This window comes from Janthinobacterium sp. BJB426 (assembly GCF_002735705.1).
In the GTDB taxonomy this organism is placed as follows: domain Bacteria; phylum Pseudomonadota; class Gammaproteobacteria; order Burkholderiales; family Burkholderiaceae_D; genus Janthinobacterium.
On record NZ_PDZL01000005.1, the window covers coordinates 37,494 to 51,809 of the forward strand.

Genomic DNA, 14,316 nt, shown 5'->3' on the forward strand with positions numbered 1-14,316 from the left:
TCGTCGTCCGCAAGCCACTGGCGCGCCCCACGGCGTAACTTTTCGTCTAAAAACAGCGAGTTGAGGGCGCTTCCGCCCTCTTTTCACTGCATCCTTCTGCGCAGAATTTGCCGATAATGACATAATGGCGTCGTGATCCACTTCCATGCACTCGAGTACCATTGAAAGCAAATCCAAAAATGAAAGCAGATCCGAAAGCAGATGCAGGCCTGGCTCCCGCCGGCGCCTCGAAAAAGAAGCTTCTGATCATCGTGCTGGCCTCGGTGCTGGTGGCTGGCGGTATCGGTGGCGGTGCCGCCTGGTACTTCCTGCATGGCAAGGCCGATAAAGAAGAATCGGCACCGAGCAAGAAAAAACATGCCGCTTCCAAGGCAGGTCCGCCCGTCTTCGTGCCCATCGATGCCTTCACCGTCAATTTGCAGCCGGAAAATGGCGAGCAATACTTGCAAATCGCGTTTACCCTGCAGGCCAGCAGCCCGGAAGAAATGGACTTGATCAAGATCAACATGCCGAAAGTGCGCAGCCGCTTGTTGCTGCTGCTGTCCGGCAAGAAGGCGTCCGAACTCAATACCGTGGAAGGCAAGCAGCAACTGGCGGCCGAAATCATCAATCAGGTGAACCAGCCGTTCGAGGACAAAGGGCCGGAGCAAGACGTGACGGACGTATTATTTACCGCATTCATCATTCAATAAGCAGCCATGGCCGATAATTTCCTCTCCCAGGAAGAAGTCGATGCCCTACTCAAGGGCGTCAACGGAGACCAGGACGACGCGCAGGCGCCGGAAGATGTCACGGGAGTTCGTACCTACAACTTGGCAACCCAGGAGCGCATCGTGCGCGGCCGGATGCCGACGTTGGAAATTATCAACGAGCGTTTCGCCCGGCTGCTGCGCGTGGGCCTGTTCAACTTCCTGCGCCGCAGCGCCGAAGTGTCGGTCGGTTCCGTGCGCGTGTCGAAATACAGCGAGTTCATCCGTAACCTGGTGGTGCCGACCAATCTGAATCTGGTGCACATGAAGCCGCTGCGCGGCACGGCCCTGATGGTCTTCGATCCGGGCCTCGTGTTCCTGCTGGTCGACAACCTGTTCGGCGGCGACGGGCGCTTCCATACGCGCGTCGAAGGGCGCGACTTTACGCAGACGGAGCAGCGCATCATCCTGCGCATCCTCGACATCGTCTTCGAAGCCTATACCAAGTCGTGGGAACCGGTCTTCCCCGTCGAGTTCGAATATATCCGTTCAGAAATGAACACGCAGTTCGCCAACATCGCCACGCCGAACGAGGTGGTGGTGGCGTCCACGTTTACGGTGGAATTGGGCTCCGTTTCCGGACAAATCCACTTCTGCATGCCGTATTCGATGATCGAGCCGATCCGCGATTCGCTGACCTCGAGCCTGCAGGGCGAGGCGCTGGAAGTGGACAAGCGCTGGATCCGCCTGATGACGCAGCAGATCCAGATCGCCGAAGTCGAGCTGGTGGCCTCGCTGGGCACGGCGCGCGTGTCGTTCGATGAAATCCTGAACATGAAGGTGGGCGACATCATCCCGCTGAATATTCCCGAACTGATCGCCGCGACCGTCGACGGCGTGCCCGTGATGGATTGCACGTATGGCGTGTTGAACGGACAATATGCCTTAAAGGTTGAAAAGTTGTTGGCCAATGCCGATAACATGAATAACCACTAAATAAATACCCGGGCCGCGTTGCGGTCCGTATCTGTACAACAGGAGAAACACATGTCTGACAACCAAGACGACCAAAGCGCGGAAGACGATTGGGGCGCGGCCATTGCCGAGCAGGCCAAGGCGGAAGCCGAAGCGCTGCAGAACCAGGCCGCCAATACGGCCAGCGCGGCCAGCGCCGCCGTGTTCAAGGACTTTTCCAAGCAGGCATCGAAGTCGGAAACGCACAACGATATCGATTTCATCCTCGATATCCCGGTGCAGCTGACGGTCGAACTGGGCCGCACCAAGATCGCCATCAAGAACCTGCTGCAGCTGGCACAGGGTTCCGTGGTCGAGCTCGACGGCCTGGCCGGCGAACCGATGGACGTGCTGGTGAACGGCTGCCTGATCGCCCAGGGCGAAGTGGTGGTGGTGAATGACAAGTTCGGCATCCGCCTGACCGACATCATCACGCCTTCCGAACGCATCCGAAAATTGAATAAATGAAGCCTGGCCTGTTGATTTCCACTGTGCTGCCGCTCCTGGCGGCATGCAGCATTGCCCTGGCTGAAGCGCCAGCCGCGTCCGCACCAGCGGCGGCCAGCGCCGCCAGCGCTTCCGTCGCGCTGGCAAGCGAGACACCGCCTGCCGCAGCGGCGCCAGCAGCCTCACCTGCCACTACAGCTGCTGCCTCGCCTGCCGCCGCCCTGCCGGCCATGCCGCCAGGCGCACCGATGACGATGGCGCCGACCAGCTCGGCCGGCAGCCTGCTGCAAACTATCTTCGCGCTTGTGTTCGTGCTGGCCCTCTTGATCGGCCTGGCCTGGTTCATGAAACGCTATGGCCCCAAGGTGATGGGCGGCAACAACAAGATGCGCGTCGTCAGCTCGCTCAACCTGGGCGGACGCGAACGCATCGTCCTCGTCGAAGTGGCCGACCAGTGGATCGTCGTCGGCGCCTCGCCCGGCCGTATCAACGCGCTGGCCACCATGCCGCGCCAGGAAGGCGATCTGCCGCAACTGGCCACGGCGCAAAACGGCCCCGCGGCCGCCAATTTTTCCGAGTGGCTGAAACAGACCATCGAAAAACGCAATGGGAAATAAGCAGCAGATGGCGTGGTCCACCTTGAAGACTCCCCTGACCTGGCTGCTGGCGGCAGCCGCCCTGGCCTTGCCGCTGTGGGCCATGGCCCAGCCGGGCATCCCGGCCTTCAACAGCACGCCGGCGCCGGGCGGGGGACAGAATTATTCCTTGCCAGTGCAGACGCTCATCCTGATGACGTCGCTCACCTTTTTGCCGGCGGCCTTGCTGATGATGACCTGCTTTACGCGCATCATCATCGTGCTGTCCTTGCTGCGTCAGGCCATCGGCACGCAATCGGCGCCGCCGAACCAGGTGCTGGTGGGGCTGGCCCTGTTCCTGACTCTGTTCGTCATGGGTCCCGTGTTCGACAAGATTTATACGGATGCCTATCTTCCTTATCAGGAAAACAAAATCACCATGCAGCAGGCGATGGACAAGGGCGTCGATCCCCTGAAAACCTTCATGCTCAAGCAGACACGCCAGGCCGACCTGGCCCTGTTTGCCAAGATGTCGCGCTCGCCGGCCCTGCAAGGCCCGGAAGACGTGCCGCTGCGCATCCTCGTGCCCGCCTTCGTCACCAGCGAGCTGAAAACGGCGTTCCAGATCGGCTTTGCCATCTTCATCCCGTTTTTGATCATCGACATGGTGGTCGCCAGCGTGCTGATGTCGATGGGTATGATGATGATGTCGCCCGCGACGATTTCGCTGCCGTTCAAGCTGATGCTGTTCGTGCTGGTCGATGGCTGGCAGTTGCTGCTGGGCTCGCTGTCACAGAGTTTTTACTAGGGGAAGTACGATGACACCCGAAAGCGTCATGACCCTGGGCCGCCATGCGATGGAAATCACGCTGATGGTGGCCGCGCCCATGCTGCTCGTCGCCCTCATCATCGGCTTGATCGTGAGTATCTTCCAGGCGGCCACGCAGATCAACGAGGCGACCCTGTCCTTCATTCCCAAACTGGTCGGCATTTTCGTCGCCCTCGTCGTGGCCGGCCCGTGGATGCTGTCCGTCATGCTCGACTACATGCGCCAGGTGTTTACCGGCATCCCGAACCTGGTGGGCTAGTGCAGTCGCTGTTGCCATGCTGACCCTGTCCAGCATCGAACTGAACACGTGGATCGCAGCACTGCTGTGGCCACTTAGCCGCATCCTGGGCCTGATCGCGGCCGCCCCCCTGTTCGGCAACGCGGCCGTGCCGGCCACCGTCAAGGTGACCCTGGGCGCGCTGCTGGCCATGATCATCGCCCCCACCGTGCCGGCCTTGCCTGCCGTCAACCCGATGTCCTTGCCAGGCTTGTTGATTCTCACGCAAGAGATGCTGGTGGGCCTGGCCATGGGTTTTTCCATCCGCATCGTGTTTTCCGCCATCGAAATGGCCGGTGAAATCAGCAGTCTCACCATGGGCCTGGGCTTCGCCTCGTTCTTCGACCCGCAAACCAAGGGCCGCTCTTCCGCCATCAGCCAGTTCCTCGTCATGCTGGCCACCTTGATGTTTCTGACAGTCAACGGCCACCTGGTCTTGCTGGCGGCGCTGGCGGAAAGCTTTGTCAGCCTGCCGATTTCATCGAGTCCCATCAGCGGTGGTGGTTTCCAGCAATTGGCGGCCTGGGGTGGGGAAATCTTTCGTTCCGGCCTGCAAATTTCGCTGCCCATCATCGCGGCCCTGCTGCTGACCAACGTGGCGCTGGGCATCCTGACGCGGGCCGCGCCGCAGCTGAACATTTTCGGTATCGGTTTTCCCGTTACCCTGGGCGTGGGCTTGCTGGTGATCGGCATGGTCCTGCCCTACCTGGCCACGCCGTTCCAGAACATGTTCCTGCGCGGCATAGAAACGGCGCGTTTGCTGCCACGCGGCTTTGCCACGCGCGACCGGCCTGCGCCGCCCGTACCACCGAATCCCTTGCGCCCGGCGCCACCGGCACCGCTGCCAGCCGCGCGCTGAACAGAAGTATCAGCCCAGCGCGTGGCGCAGCAGCAGCGCCGACAGCACGAACATGGTGATACCAATCAAGCCATCGAGCACTTGCCAGGCCCGGGGCCGCGCAAACCACGGCGCCAGCCAGCGCGCGCCAAATCCCAGGGAGGCAAACCACAGCAGGCTGGCCGCGCTGGCGCCGGCAATAAACCAGGCGCGCAACGCGCCCGGCTGCTGCGCGCCGATACTTCCCACCAGCAATACCGTATCCAGATACACATGCGGGTTGAGCAAGGTAAACGCCGCCGCCTGCGCCAGGATGGCAGCCAGGCCCAGTTGCGCCCCGCCTTCGGCCGCGCGCAACTGCTGCGGCCGGCGCGCGCGCCGCAGGGCCTGCCAACCGTAGACGGCCAGGAAAGCGGCGCCGCCCAGCGCCAGCGCGCTGGCCAGCAGGGGACGCTGCCCCAGCGCACTGGCCATGCCCAGGACGCCGGCGGCAATCAGCGCCGCGTCGGCCAGGGCGCAAAACAGCACGATGGCGCCCACGTGTTCGCGGCGCAAGCCTTGTCGCAAGACAAAAGCGTTTTGCGAACCGATGGCAACGATGAGTCCCAAGCCCAGGGTCATGCCTTGGAGAAAGACGGAAAAAACCAGTGGTGTGGTGGCGGTCGGGAGTGTCATGCGGCGATCTTGCCAGCCCCACGAAATGAAGGCAAACTACCTTTTCTACAGCCAGTTAAGGAAAACTTCATTCATGCTCGATTATGCCGCCCTCGCCGCGCTGGCCGCCGTCATCCGCGAAGGCAGTTTCGAGCGCGCGGCGCGCGCCTTGCACGTGACGCCATCGGCCATTTCGCAGCGCATCCGCCTGCTGGAAGAGCGCGTCGGCTGCGCGCTGGTGATACGCGACCAGCCCTGCCGCGCCACGCAAACGGGCCGGCGCCTGTGCCAGCACGTGGACCAGGTGCAATTGCTGGAGCAGGATTTGCAGGGGACCTTGCCGGCGCTGGCAGCGCAAGGCCCCTCGCGCGCCAGCGTGCCCGTCGCCGTGAATGCCGACAGCCTGGCCACCTGGCTGGCGCCCGCCATCGCCGCCTTCGCTGCCGAATACCCGGTGCTGCTACAGGTGGCCGTCGACGACCAGGACCATACGGCCGAGTGGCTGCGCAGCGGTGCCGTGCTGGCGGCCGTCAGCGCCACGGCCCGGCCCGCATCAGGCTGCAACAGCCGTCCGCTGGGTGCCATGCGCTACCTGGCGGCCGCCAGTCCCGCCTTCGTGCAGCGGCATTTTGCCCACGGCGTGGGCGCCGCCAGCCTGGCGCTGGCGCCCAGCCTCGTCTTCAATGCCAAGGACGAGCTGCAATCGCGCTGGGTGCGCCGCCTGTGCCACCGGCACGTGGAATTGCCGCGCCATGCCCTACCTTCGTCGCACGCCTTCGTCACGGCAGGCCTGGCCGGCATGGGCTGGGGCTTGCACCCGCAGGCGCTGATCCAGCCCCATCTCGACAATGGCACCCTGGTGGAACTGCTGCCCGCTACGCCATTGGACGTGCCCCTGCACTGGCATACGGCGCGTGCCGCGTCCAGCCTGCTCGATGGCTTGAGCGGCGCCATCCTGGCCGCCGCCCGCACAAGCCTGCTGCAGCCCTGATTGGCAGCCTCAGGGCTGGTCACTGCTGAGCGCGAAGCGCCAGCGCCGCAGGTCGACATTCAAACGCAGCTGGTGATGCTTGACCAGGTAGCGCACGCCGACCAGCGCCGCCGCCAGGCCCGAGAGTGCGCCTATACCCAGCGCCCAGCGCGGGCCGAAGGTATCCGCTACCCAGCCCACGATGGGCGCGCCCAGCGGCGTGCCGCCCGCCGAGATGGCCAGCACGATGGCCATGACCCGGCCCCGCATGGCGGGCGCCGTCGACAGTTGCACGCTGCTGTTGACGCTGGTGGTAAAGGTTTGCGCGGCAATGCCGATGACCACCAGCATCATGCCGAACAGCCAGTAATTGGGCATCACGGCGGCCAGCGCGCACGCCAGGCCGAACAGCGCTGCGGCGCCCAGCAGCAAGGCCAGGGTGGGCTGGCCGCGCCCCGCCGCCAGCAAGGCGCCGGCCACGGAGCCGCAAGCCATGATGGAACTGAGCACGCCATACTGGCCGGCGCCCGCATGGAAGGCCGTCACGGACATGGTCGACAGGAAAATCGGGAAGTTCAGGCCGAAGGTGCCAATCAGGAACAGCATCAGCAAAATAGCCATCAGGTCGGGCCGCTGGCGCACGTAGCGGAATCCCTCGCCCAGGCTGGCGCGCGTGGCCTTCAGGCGCGGCGCGCGGCGCAGCAATTCCACGCGCAGCAGCAACAGCGATCCGATCACGGCGGCAAACGAGACGGCGTTGATGATGAAGACCCAGCCGCTGCCGACGCTGCTGATCAGCAAGCCGGCGACCGCCGGGCCCAGCATGCGCGCCGCATTGAACGAGGTGGAATTGAGCGCCACGGCGTTCGTCAAATCTTCCTCGCCAACGATTTCGGCAACAAAAGTCTGGCGCACGGGCGAATCGAAGGCCGTCACGCAGCCCAGCAGGAAAGCAAACACGTACACGTGCCACAGTTGTACCAGGCCGCTGATGCACAGCAAGCCCAGGCCCAGCGCCAGCAAACCCATGGCCGCCTGCGTACACAACAACAATTTCCTGCGATCCAGCAAGTCGGCCGCCATGCCCGTCAGGGGCAGCAACAGCAGTTGCGGGCCAAATTGCAAGGCCATGACGATGCCGACGGCGCTGGCATTGTGCTGCGTCAACTCGCTCAGCACCAGCCAATCCTGCGCCGTGCGCTGCATCCAGGTGCCGATATTCGACACGAGGGCGCCGCCGGCCCAGATACGGTAATTGGGAATGCGTAGCGAACGGAATGTGTTGTTCATCTGGGCGTGCGGGCTCCTTGCCGGGGTCGTGGTGAAAAATTCAGCGGATCACTCCGCCAAGCGTTTGAGTAATGCCACCGCATGGTTCAGTTCGATGACTTCGTCCGGCGTGAGCCGGGTTTCAATGGTGCGCGCCAGCCAGTCTTCGCGCGCGGCGCGGCTGGCCGCTATCCAGGCGCGGCAGCTGTCCGTCAGGGTCAATAGCGTTTGCCGGCCATCAAGCGGATCGGGCGAACCCGTCACCATCTGCGCTTCCGTCAAGGCTTGCACGGTGGCTGCCATCGACTGGGGCCGCATGCCTTCGGCGCGCGCCAGGCTGCTGGCAGTGGCCGGGCCGTCGCGTTCAAGACGGCTGAGCACGGATGCCTGCGACATGCTGACATCGCCCAGGTGCGCCTCTTCGCGCAGGCGGCGGCGCAACTTGCCGACCAGGATGCGCAATTCGCCGGCCAGTTGCAGGACTTGTTCGTGGTCTTCTTGCGGGGTGGTCATGGTAGCCGTGTGGTGGATCAACGGCCCCTACTATAACACATATGCAGGTAGACTGCACAGTTTGCCTGCATATCTTATCAAGACGGCCATCTTGCGGACGCAAAAAAGCCGGGGCGGGAGATCTCCTCCCTGCCCCGGCTTGCCGGCCATCCGATGCGGATCGCTTAGCTGATGTAGTTGAACAGCGACAAGCCCGAGATGGAAGTGAAGGACTTCTGCGCCGCCTGCAGGGTGATCTGCTGCTGGCTGAACAGGGAAATCGCCTTCACCATGTCCAGGTCCTGCAAGCCGGACAGGGTGCTCGCATATTGCAGGTCGAGGTCGTCGCCGGCGCTGTCGAGCGTGTCGAGCTCCTTCAGGCGCGAACCGACTTCCGCGCGCACCGACAGCACGTTATCGTAGGCCGTATCGAGGATATCGTGCGCCGCGTTCAGGCTGGCCGTCAGGCGCGCCTGCCCTGCGTCGCCCGAGGCAGGTTCACCTAGTGCTCCGATCAGGTTGGTAATCGTGGTAAAGATCGATTCCTTGCCGCTGGGCTCCAGGGTGAACTTGTCCAGGTCGGCCGGCTTGCCCGCGACATTGACTTGCTGGCCGTCAAAGTTGATGGCGTCGCCCGATTTATAGGCCACCGGTACGGCGGGATTCGGGATGGTCTGGCCCAGGGTCACGTCCGTCACGGTATAGGTCGTCTTGGCATCCGTGCCCGTGCCCGTCACCTGGAAGTCGATCGTGTACTTGTGGCCCGTCAACTTGGTGGGATCGGTGACGGTGCCGCCGGAAATGATGCCGGCGCCGCCGCGCGTGAAGTTGCCTGGATCGGCCGCCGTGGTGAACTTGCCGTTGCCCGTCAAATTGTTCTCGAACACTGCCGCGCCCGAGTCGCTGGTGGCCAGGAAGCGGGCCGACCCCACTTGCAGCTCGCGCTGGCCCTGGTCGCCCACGTAGGTGGCGCCGCCCGGCGTCTGGCTGAACGGTTGCGTCGTCGATTTGTAGCCGGAAAACAGATAGCCGCCCGCGTTATCGGACGTGTTGGCGATGCCCATCAGGTCCGTCAAGCGACCCTTCAGCTCCGTGGCCAGGCTCTGGCGGTCGATATCCTTCAAGGCCGGATTACCGGCCTTCAGCACCAGGTCCTGCACGTCGGCGATCAGCGAGGTGGTGCTGGCCAGGGCCAGCTCTTCCTGCGAGAGAAAATTCTTGGCATTCGAGCGGTTCGTCACGAATTGCGTGTTGATCGATTGCGATTGCGTCACTTCCAGCGCGCGCGCCGAGGCGATCGGATCGTCGGCCGGCGTCAGGTTGCGGCGATTCGCCGACAGCTGCATCTGGGTGCGGTTCAAGGCACCCTGCAGATTGTTCAGCTGCGTGCTGCCCGCGTCATAGATCATTTTGGTACTGATACGCATGATGCTGCCCTTCCTGATGGCGGCGGGGCGCTATGCGCCGCCGCCTGAATAATTAACGTCCGAGGCCGATGACCACGTCGAACAGGGTGCTGGCGATCTGCATGACCTTGCCGCAAGCCTGGTAGGCTTGCTGGTAGCGCAACAGATTGGCCGCCTCTTCATCGAGGTTGACGCCGGAGACGGCTTGCTGCTGCGTGCTGGTTTGTTGCAACAGTGCAAGACTGGCCAGGCCGCTGACTTGTACTTCGCGCGTCTTGTTGCCGACATAGCTGACAGTTTCCGCGTACGAACCCTGGAACGTGGCCTTGCCTCCATCGAGAATGTTTTTCGTCTGCAAGCCCGCCAGCAAGGCGGCATTGCGGTTGTCGCCCACGCCGCCCGAGTTCGGCGCGATGGTGAATTTGTCGCCCTGCGCGGGCGCGCCCGTCATGTTGAAGTTGATGCCGCCAAAACTGAAGCTGTCGCCTTCCGTGTACGGAATATTCGCCGTACCGGCCGGATACGTGGTGGTCGCGCCGTTCAAGCCTTTCACCGTCACGGCCTGGCCCGCCGGGAAACCCGACAGCGAGGTGGTCGCCTTGTCGTACGTCAAGGTGACGGTACTCGTCAAGGCATTACCCGGCGTCAAATACGCCTTGTCCACGCTACCTAGGCCGAGCTTGCCGCTGCCCGTGTTGCTGACGGGCGCGCCCGTGGCGATCGGCGCGCCGGCGGCCAGTTTGTTGCGGTCGGTAATCGCCACGGCCAGGTCGGAAGCCCCGTGCGCGGTTGGTCTGACCATGAAGTTATCGCCTTCGGCAGCCGCACCCGTGATCGAGAAATCCACGCCGTCGATGGTCTGCGGCACGGTTTGCGGATACGGGTTGATGGTCGTTTTCGCGCCGTCGCTCTGGCGCGTCACCACGTAATTGGCGCCGTCATACTTGACGGCATAGTCGCTGGCCGTCAGCTTGGTCGGATCGCTGACCTTGGCCGACAGCGTGGTCGTGCTGGTCGCATTGTTGCGGTAATCCGCGCCGATGACGGGATCGGGCAACTTGAAGAAGTCGGCCCCCATGTCGCCATTCAAGTCCTGGCCCAGCTTGTGCTGCTCATTGAAGGTGGAAGCCAGTGCGATGGCGACCTTGCCCAGCGAATTCTGGATACGGTCCAGGCTGCCGCTGCGGAATTCCAGCAAGCCGCCCAGCGAGCCGCCGCTGAGGGAGCTTTCCGACAGCTTGGTGATGCTCGAACCCGTCACATAGCCGACATCCAGGCGGTTCGGGTCCGTCGGCGACGGCGTGGTGGCCAGTTCAAAGTTCTTGTCGCCCACCACCAGCGGCTGGCCCGAACCGATCGAGACGGTAATCGAATTGCCGGCGCCCGGCTGAACCGTTGCCTTGACGTATTTGTTCAGTTCCGTGATCAACTGATCGCGCTGGTCCAGCAAATCGTTGGGCTGATTGCTTTCATTCACGGTCAGGTTGGTAATCGAGGTATTCAGTTCCGCGATCTGCTTGGCGTAGGAATTGATCACCTTGACGTTCGAGGTGATCTGCGAATTGACGCCGTCGCCGATTTCCGTCAGGCGGGCGCTGAGGCCCTGGAAGCGCGCGGTCAGCGAGTTTGCGCTCGACAGCAATGCCTGGCGCGACGACACGGACGAGGGATTCGAACTGAAATCCTGCACGCCCTTGAAGAAATCGGCCATCGCCGGCGACAGCCCGGCCGTGGGGTCGGCCAGCATATTGTCGATCTGGCTGATCTGCGTGTAGTACGCGTCGAGCGAGCTGGTGGCCGACTGCGCACCATTCACCTGGGCCGCCATGAAACCGTCGTACTGGCGCTTGACTTGCGACACCTCGGTACCATTGCCAACAAAGCCATAACCGGCATTGTTGAACTGCGCCGTCTGCTGCAGCACCACCTGGCGGTTGTAACCGTCCACGTTGGCATTGGTGATGTTATGCCCGGTCGTCGACAGGCCCACCTGCGCTGCAAGCAAACCGCTCTTACCGATGCTGAGTAGATTCGAAGTCATGGTGTCTTATTGGTTACCGTCAAATGTATTTACGGCAGCCGCGGCGAAAACTTGAAGCGCGCGGCCTGCACAGGGGTATGGCGGTGGCTTAACCGACCAGCGAATTTTTAATGATTTTTGTCAATTTAGCAGCGTAATTCGGGTCCGTCGCGTAGCCGGCTTTCTGCAAGCCGTGGGCGAACGTGCTGGCGTCGCCCGCGCTGGCCAGGACTTTCTCGTAGCGCTTGTTGTTCGTAATCAACTGCGCATAGTCCTTGAAGCTGTCCGCGTAGCTGTCGTAGGCGCGGAATTTTTCCACCTTGCGCTGCGCCTTGCCATTCACGTATTCCGTGGTGACGGCTTCCGTGACCTTGCCCTTCCAGTCGCTGGATGCCTTGATGCCGAACAGGTTGTGGCTGCTGCTGCCGTCCCGGGCGATGATTTCGCGCTTGCCCCAGCCCGTTTCCAGTGCCGCCTGGCCCAGCATGAACTTGGCCGGGATGCCGGTGGCACGGCTGGCTTCTTCCGCATGCACGCCCAGTTTTTCCTGGAAGGCGCGCACGTGCGGCGCCTGCGTGGCGTTGGCCTTGTCGCTCAGGGTCTTGCCGGTGGCGGCGGCGCTGCCGGCGCCATCCGTCAGGGCGCCCTGCTGCTGGCGGAAGGCGGCCAGCGCCTGCGCCATGCTCGATGACCGGGGCGACGGCGCTTCGGCGCCATCGGCGGCCAGCGCCTGGTTCGACGACGACAGCTGGCGGATCAGCACGTCCGCCAGGCCCGTGCCACGCTTGGCCAGGTTCTGGCTCGTCTGCTGGTCCAGCATCGAGGTGTACATCTTGCTTTGCTGGCTATCCATGATGCCGTCTTGCGGCGTCGCTTCGCGCATGCTTTTCATCATCATGTTGATGAACATGGCTTCGAATTGCGTGGCCGCCTCTTTCAGGGCGGCGGGGTCCTTCGCCTTGGCGGACTGGCGCAAGCCATCCATGCCTTTCACGTCATAGGCGGCGGTATTGCTGAGGTCGGTTTGACTGATCATGGCGTGTCCATCAAATGATTTCAAGTTCGGCGCGCAGCGAACCGGCCGCCTTCATCGCCTGCAGGATGGCCAGCAAGTCTTGTGGCGAGGCGCCGATGGCGTTGAGGGCTTTCACCACGTCGGACAGCGAGGCGCCACCCTTGACCAGCATGACCTTGCCCGGTTCCTTCTTGATATCGATCTGCGCCGTCTGCGTGACCACCGTGCGTCCGCCCGACAAGGGCGCCGGCTGGCTCACTTGCGGCTCGACATTGATGGTGACGGACAGGTTGCCGTGCGAAATGGCGCACGTTTCCAGGGTGACGGACTGGTTCATCACGACGGAACCGGTGCGCGCGTTCATGATGACCTTGGCCGCCAGGCGGGCCGGGTTGACTTCGATGCTTTCCAGCTGGCCCAGGAAGGACACGCGCTGGTCGCTGCCGCTGGGCGACTGCACCTGAATCACGCGGCCATCGAGCGCGGCGGCCGTGCCGGCGCCGTAGCGGCTGTTGATGGCGTCGACCACGCGGCTGGCGGTGGCAAAATCGGTGGCGTTCAATTCCAGGCGGATGGTGTTGTTGGCGCCCAGCACTGACGGCACGCTGCGCTCGACGGTAGCACCACCAGAAATACGTCCCACGCTCAGGTGATTGATGACAACGGAGCTGCCGGCCGCCTGCGCGCCCACGCCGCCCACCAGCACGTTGCCTTGCGCCATGCCATACACCTGGCCATCGGCGCCCTTCAAGGGCGTCATCAATAAAGTGCCGCCGCGCAAGCTTTTCGCATTACCCATCGACGACACCGTCACATCGAGCAACTGGCCCGGCTGGGCAAACGCGGGCAAGGCCGTCGTCACCATCACGGCGGCCACGTTTTTCAGCTGCAAACTGGTGCCTTGCGGCAAGTTGATGCCCTGCTGCTGCAGCATCGCCGCCACGCTCTGGATGGTGAATGGGGTTTGCGTGGTCTGGTCGCCGCTGCCGTCGAGGCCGACGACGAGGCCATAGCCCATCAGCTGATTCTGGCGCACGCCGGCGATGCTGGCCAGGTCCTTGATGCGCTCGGCCTGCGCCATGGGCGCCAGCAGAGAGATGGCCAGGCCGAAAATGGCGGCAAAGCGGGAAAAGGTAAAAGTTGCCATGATCAGAAAGGTAGCAGGCTGAGGAAGAAGCGCGAGGCCATCGAAGCCATCTCGGCGCGGTCGATCTGGCTGTTGGTGCGGTATTCGACGCGCGCTTCGGCCACCTGGGTCGAGGGCACGACATTGCCCGTGCCGATGGTGTCCGGATTGACCATGCCCGAGAAGCGGATGAATTCCGTGCCCTTGTTCATGGCGATCTGTTTTTCGCCGGCAACGATCAGGTTGCCGTTTGGCAATACCTCGATCACCGTCACGCCGATCGTGCCGCTAAAAGTGTTGCTGGCGGACTGGTTGTCGCCATCGGCAAATTTCGTCGCGCCATTTGCCGCCACGGTGCCGCCGAAACGGCCTTGGGCGAAGCCGGGCGTGCTGAAGCCCACGCTGCCCGACTTGTTGCCGGAACTGGCGCCCGCCTTGACGGCATTCGTGCGCTCGGTGATGGCGATCGTCATGGTGTCGCCCACGTGGCGCGCGCGGCGGTCTTCGAAGGCGGGACGGTAGGTCGACGGCTGGTAGATGGAGCCGTTGTTGACGACCACGGGTTCCGGCATCGGCGCGCGCGTGGTGGTCGGGTATTGCACGATGGACGTAGGCGTGATGGCGCAGCCGGACAGCAGGACTGCAGAGAACAAAGCGATGATGGGGTATTGCATGGCGAACCTCCGCTGCCATCC

Annotated in this window: 16 protein-coding genes; 8 read left to right on the forward strand and 8 right to left on the reverse strand. The window is 63.0% G+C overall.

Annotated elements, in window-relative coordinates:
* Nucleotides 1-179 precede the first annotated feature (179 nt).
* Genes fliL through fliR form a run of 7 tightly spaced genes read left to right on the forward strand, consistent with a single transcriptional unit; the run spans nt 180 to nt 4,690 of the window.
* Nucleotides 180-692, forward strand: a complete 513-nt coding sequence (gene fliL, locus CSQ93_RS10085; RefSeq protein ID WP_035821361.1) for a flagellar basal body-associated protein FliL — start codon at nt 180-182, stop codon at nt 690-692.
* A 6-nt stretch (nt 693-698) separates the two neighbouring features.
* On the forward strand, nt 699-1,685 hold the full coding sequence (gene fliM, locus CSQ93_RS10090) for a flagellar motor switch protein FliM (protein WP_034754035.1): 987 nt from the start codon (nt 699-701) through the stop codon (nt 1,683-1,685).
* A gap of 51 nt (nt 1,686-1,736) precedes the next feature.
* Complete coding sequence (fliN, locus tag CSQ93_RS10095; protein WP_034754038.1) at nt 1,737-2,171, forward strand: flagellar motor switch protein FliN; 435 nt, start codon at nt 1,737-1,739, stop codon at nt 2,169-2,171.
* A complete protein-coding gene (gene fliO, locus CSQ93_RS10100) occupies nt 2,168-2,767 on the forward strand; it encodes a flagellar biosynthetic protein FliO (protein WP_099377940.1) in 600 nt (199 codons plus the stop codon). The genes fliN and fliO overlap by 4 nt, the downstream gene beginning before the upstream one ends.
* Before the next feature lie 7 nt (nt 2,768-2,774).
* Nucleotides 2,775-3,533, forward strand: a complete 759-nt coding sequence (gene fliP / locus CSQ93_RS10105) for a flagellar type III secretion system pore protein FliP (protein ID WP_369812289.1) — start codon at nt 2,775-2,777, stop codon at nt 3,531-3,533.
* 10 nt (nt 3,534-3,543) lie between these two features.
* Nucleotides 3,544-3,813, forward strand: a complete 270-nt coding sequence (gene fliQ, locus CSQ93_RS10110) for a flagellar biosynthesis protein FliQ (RefSeq protein WP_035821365.1) — start codon at nt 3,544-3,546, stop codon at nt 3,811-3,813.
* A gap of 16 nt (nt 3,814-3,829) precedes the next feature.
* On the forward strand, nt 3,830-4,690 hold the full coding sequence (gene fliR / locus CSQ93_RS10115; RefSeq protein WP_099377942.1) for a flagellar biosynthetic protein FliR: 861 nt from the start codon (nt 3,830-3,832) through the stop codon (nt 4,688-4,690).
* 9 nt (nt 4,691-4,699) lie between these two features.
* Here fliR and CSQ93_RS10120 read toward each other — a convergent pair whose 3' ends face one another.
* Nucleotides 4,700-5,344, reverse strand: a complete 645-nt coding sequence (locus tag CSQ93_RS10120) for a LysE/ArgO family amino acid transporter (protein WP_099377943.1) — start codon at nt 5,342-5,344, stop codon at nt 4,700-4,702.
* A gap of 73 nt (nt 5,345-5,417) precedes the next feature.
* Here CSQ93_RS10120 and CSQ93_RS10125 point away from each other — a divergent pair, with 73 nt between their 5' ends.
* A complete protein-coding gene (locus CSQ93_RS10125) occupies nt 5,418-6,314 on the forward strand; it encodes a LysR family transcriptional regulator ArgP (RefSeq protein WP_099377944.1) in 897 nt (298 codons plus the stop codon).
* A gap of 9 nt (nt 6,315-6,323) precedes the next feature.
* On the opposite strand, the gene CSQ93_RS10130 is transcribed toward CSQ93_RS10125, so the two are convergent.
* From CSQ93_RS10130 to CSQ93_RS10160, 7 genes are all read right to left on the reverse strand, one after another.
* On the reverse strand, nt 6,324-7,583 hold the full coding sequence (locus tag CSQ93_RS10130) for an MFS transporter (protein WP_099377945.1): 1,260 nt from the start codon (nt 7,581-7,583) through the stop codon (nt 6,324-6,326).
* A 48-nt stretch (nt 7,584-7,631) separates the two neighbouring features.
* Nucleotides 7,632-8,075, reverse strand: a complete 444-nt coding sequence (locus CSQ93_RS10135) for a MarR family winged helix-turn-helix transcriptional regulator (RefSeq protein ID WP_099377946.1) — start codon at nt 8,073-8,075, stop codon at nt 7,632-7,634.
* Nucleotides 8,076-8,239: 164 nt separating this feature from the next.
* Nucleotides 8,240-9,481, reverse strand: a complete 1,242-nt coding sequence (gene flgL, locus CSQ93_RS10140; protein WP_199534339.1) for a flagellar hook-associated protein FlgL — start codon at nt 9,479-9,481, stop codon at nt 8,240-8,242.
* 52 nt (nt 9,482-9,533) lie between these two features.
* Nucleotides 9,534-11,501 (reverse strand): flagellar hook-associated protein FlgK, encoded by a 1,968-nt coding sequence (flgK, locus tag CSQ93_RS10145; RefSeq protein ID WP_099377947.1) that lies wholly within the window; start codon nt 11,499-11,501, stop codon nt 9,534-9,536.
* A gap of 88 nt (nt 11,502-11,589) precedes the next feature.
* Nucleotides 11,590-12,516, reverse strand: a complete 927-nt coding sequence (flgJ, locus tag CSQ93_RS10150; RefSeq protein ID WP_099377948.1) for a flagellar assembly peptidoglycan hydrolase FlgJ — start codon at nt 12,514-12,516, stop codon at nt 11,590-11,592.
* A gap of 10 nt (nt 12,517-12,526) precedes the next feature.
* Nucleotides 12,527-13,642 (reverse strand): flagellar basal body P-ring protein FlgI, encoded by a 1,116-nt coding sequence (locus tag CSQ93_RS10155; protein WP_099377949.1) that lies wholly within the window; start codon nt 13,640-13,642, stop codon nt 12,527-12,529.
* Nucleotides 13,643-13,644: 2 nt separating this feature from the next.
* Entirely contained in the window at nt 13,645-14,295 is a 651-nt protein-coding gene (locus CSQ93_RS10160) for a flagellar basal body L-ring protein FlgH (protein ID WP_099377950.1), read from the reverse strand.
* Nucleotides 14,296-14,316: the final 21 nt, after the last annotated feature.

Bases quoted from the DNA above. Each gene is read 5' to 3' on its own strand.
- fliQ (WP_035821365.1), top strand. From the start codon at position 3,544: ATGACACCCGAAAGCGTCATGACCCTGGGCCGCCATGCGATGGAAATC.
- fliN (WP_034754038.1), top strand. From the start codon at position 1,737: ATGTCTGACAACCAAGACGACCAAAGCGCGGAAGACGATTGGGGCGCG.
- CSQ93_RS10160 (WP_099377950.1), bottom strand. From the start codon at position 14,295: ATGCAATACCCCATCATCGCTTTGTTCTCTGCAGTCCTGCTGTCCGGC.
- CSQ93_RS10155 (WP_099377949.1), bottom strand. From the start codon at position 13,642: ATGGCAACTTTTACCTTTTCCCGCTTTGCCGCCATTTTCGGCCTGGCC.
- fliP (WP_369812289.1), top strand. From the start codon at position 2,775: ATGGCGTGGTCCACCTTGAAGACTCCCCTGACCTGGCTGCTGGCGGCA.
- fliL (WP_035821361.1), top strand. From the start codon at position 180: ATGAAAGCAGATCCGAAAGCAGATGCAGGCCTGGCTCCCGCCGGCGCC.
- fliM (WP_034754035.1), top strand. From the start codon at position 699: ATGGCCGATAATTTCCTCTCCCAGGAAGAAGTCGATGCCCTACTCAAG.
- fliR (WP_099377942.1), top strand. From the start codon at position 3,830: ATGCTGACCCTGTCCAGCATCGAACTGAACACGTGGATCGCAGCACTG.
- CSQ93_RS10135 (WP_099377946.1), bottom strand. From the start codon at position 8,075: ATGACCACCCCGCAAGAAGACCACGAACAAGTCCTGCAACTGGCCGGC.
- CSQ93_RS10130 (WP_099377945.1), bottom strand. From the start codon at position 7,583: ATGAACAACACATTCCGTTCGCTACGCATTCCCAATTACCGTATCTGG.
- fliO (WP_099377940.1), top strand. From the start codon at position 2,168: ATGAAGCCTGGCCTGTTGATTTCCACTGTGCTGCCGCTCCTGGCGGCA.
- flgK (WP_099377947.1), bottom strand. From the start codon at position 11,501: ATGACTTCGAATCTACTCAGCATCGGTAAGAGCGGTTTGCTTGCAGCG.
- CSQ93_RS10120 (WP_099377943.1), bottom strand. From the start codon at position 5,344: ATGACACTCCCGACCGCCACCACACCACTGGTTTTTTCCGTCTTTCTC.
- flgJ (WP_099377948.1), bottom strand. From the start codon at position 12,516: ATGATCAGTCAAACCGACCTCAGCAATACCGCCGCCTATGACGTGAAA.
- flgL (WP_199534339.1), bottom strand. From the start codon at position 9,481: ATGCGTATCAGTACCAAAATGATCTATGACGCGGGCAGCACGCAGCTG.
- CSQ93_RS10125 (WP_099377944.1), top strand. From the start codon at position 5,418: ATGCTCGATTATGCCGCCCTCGCCGCGCTGGCCGCCGTCATCCGCGAA.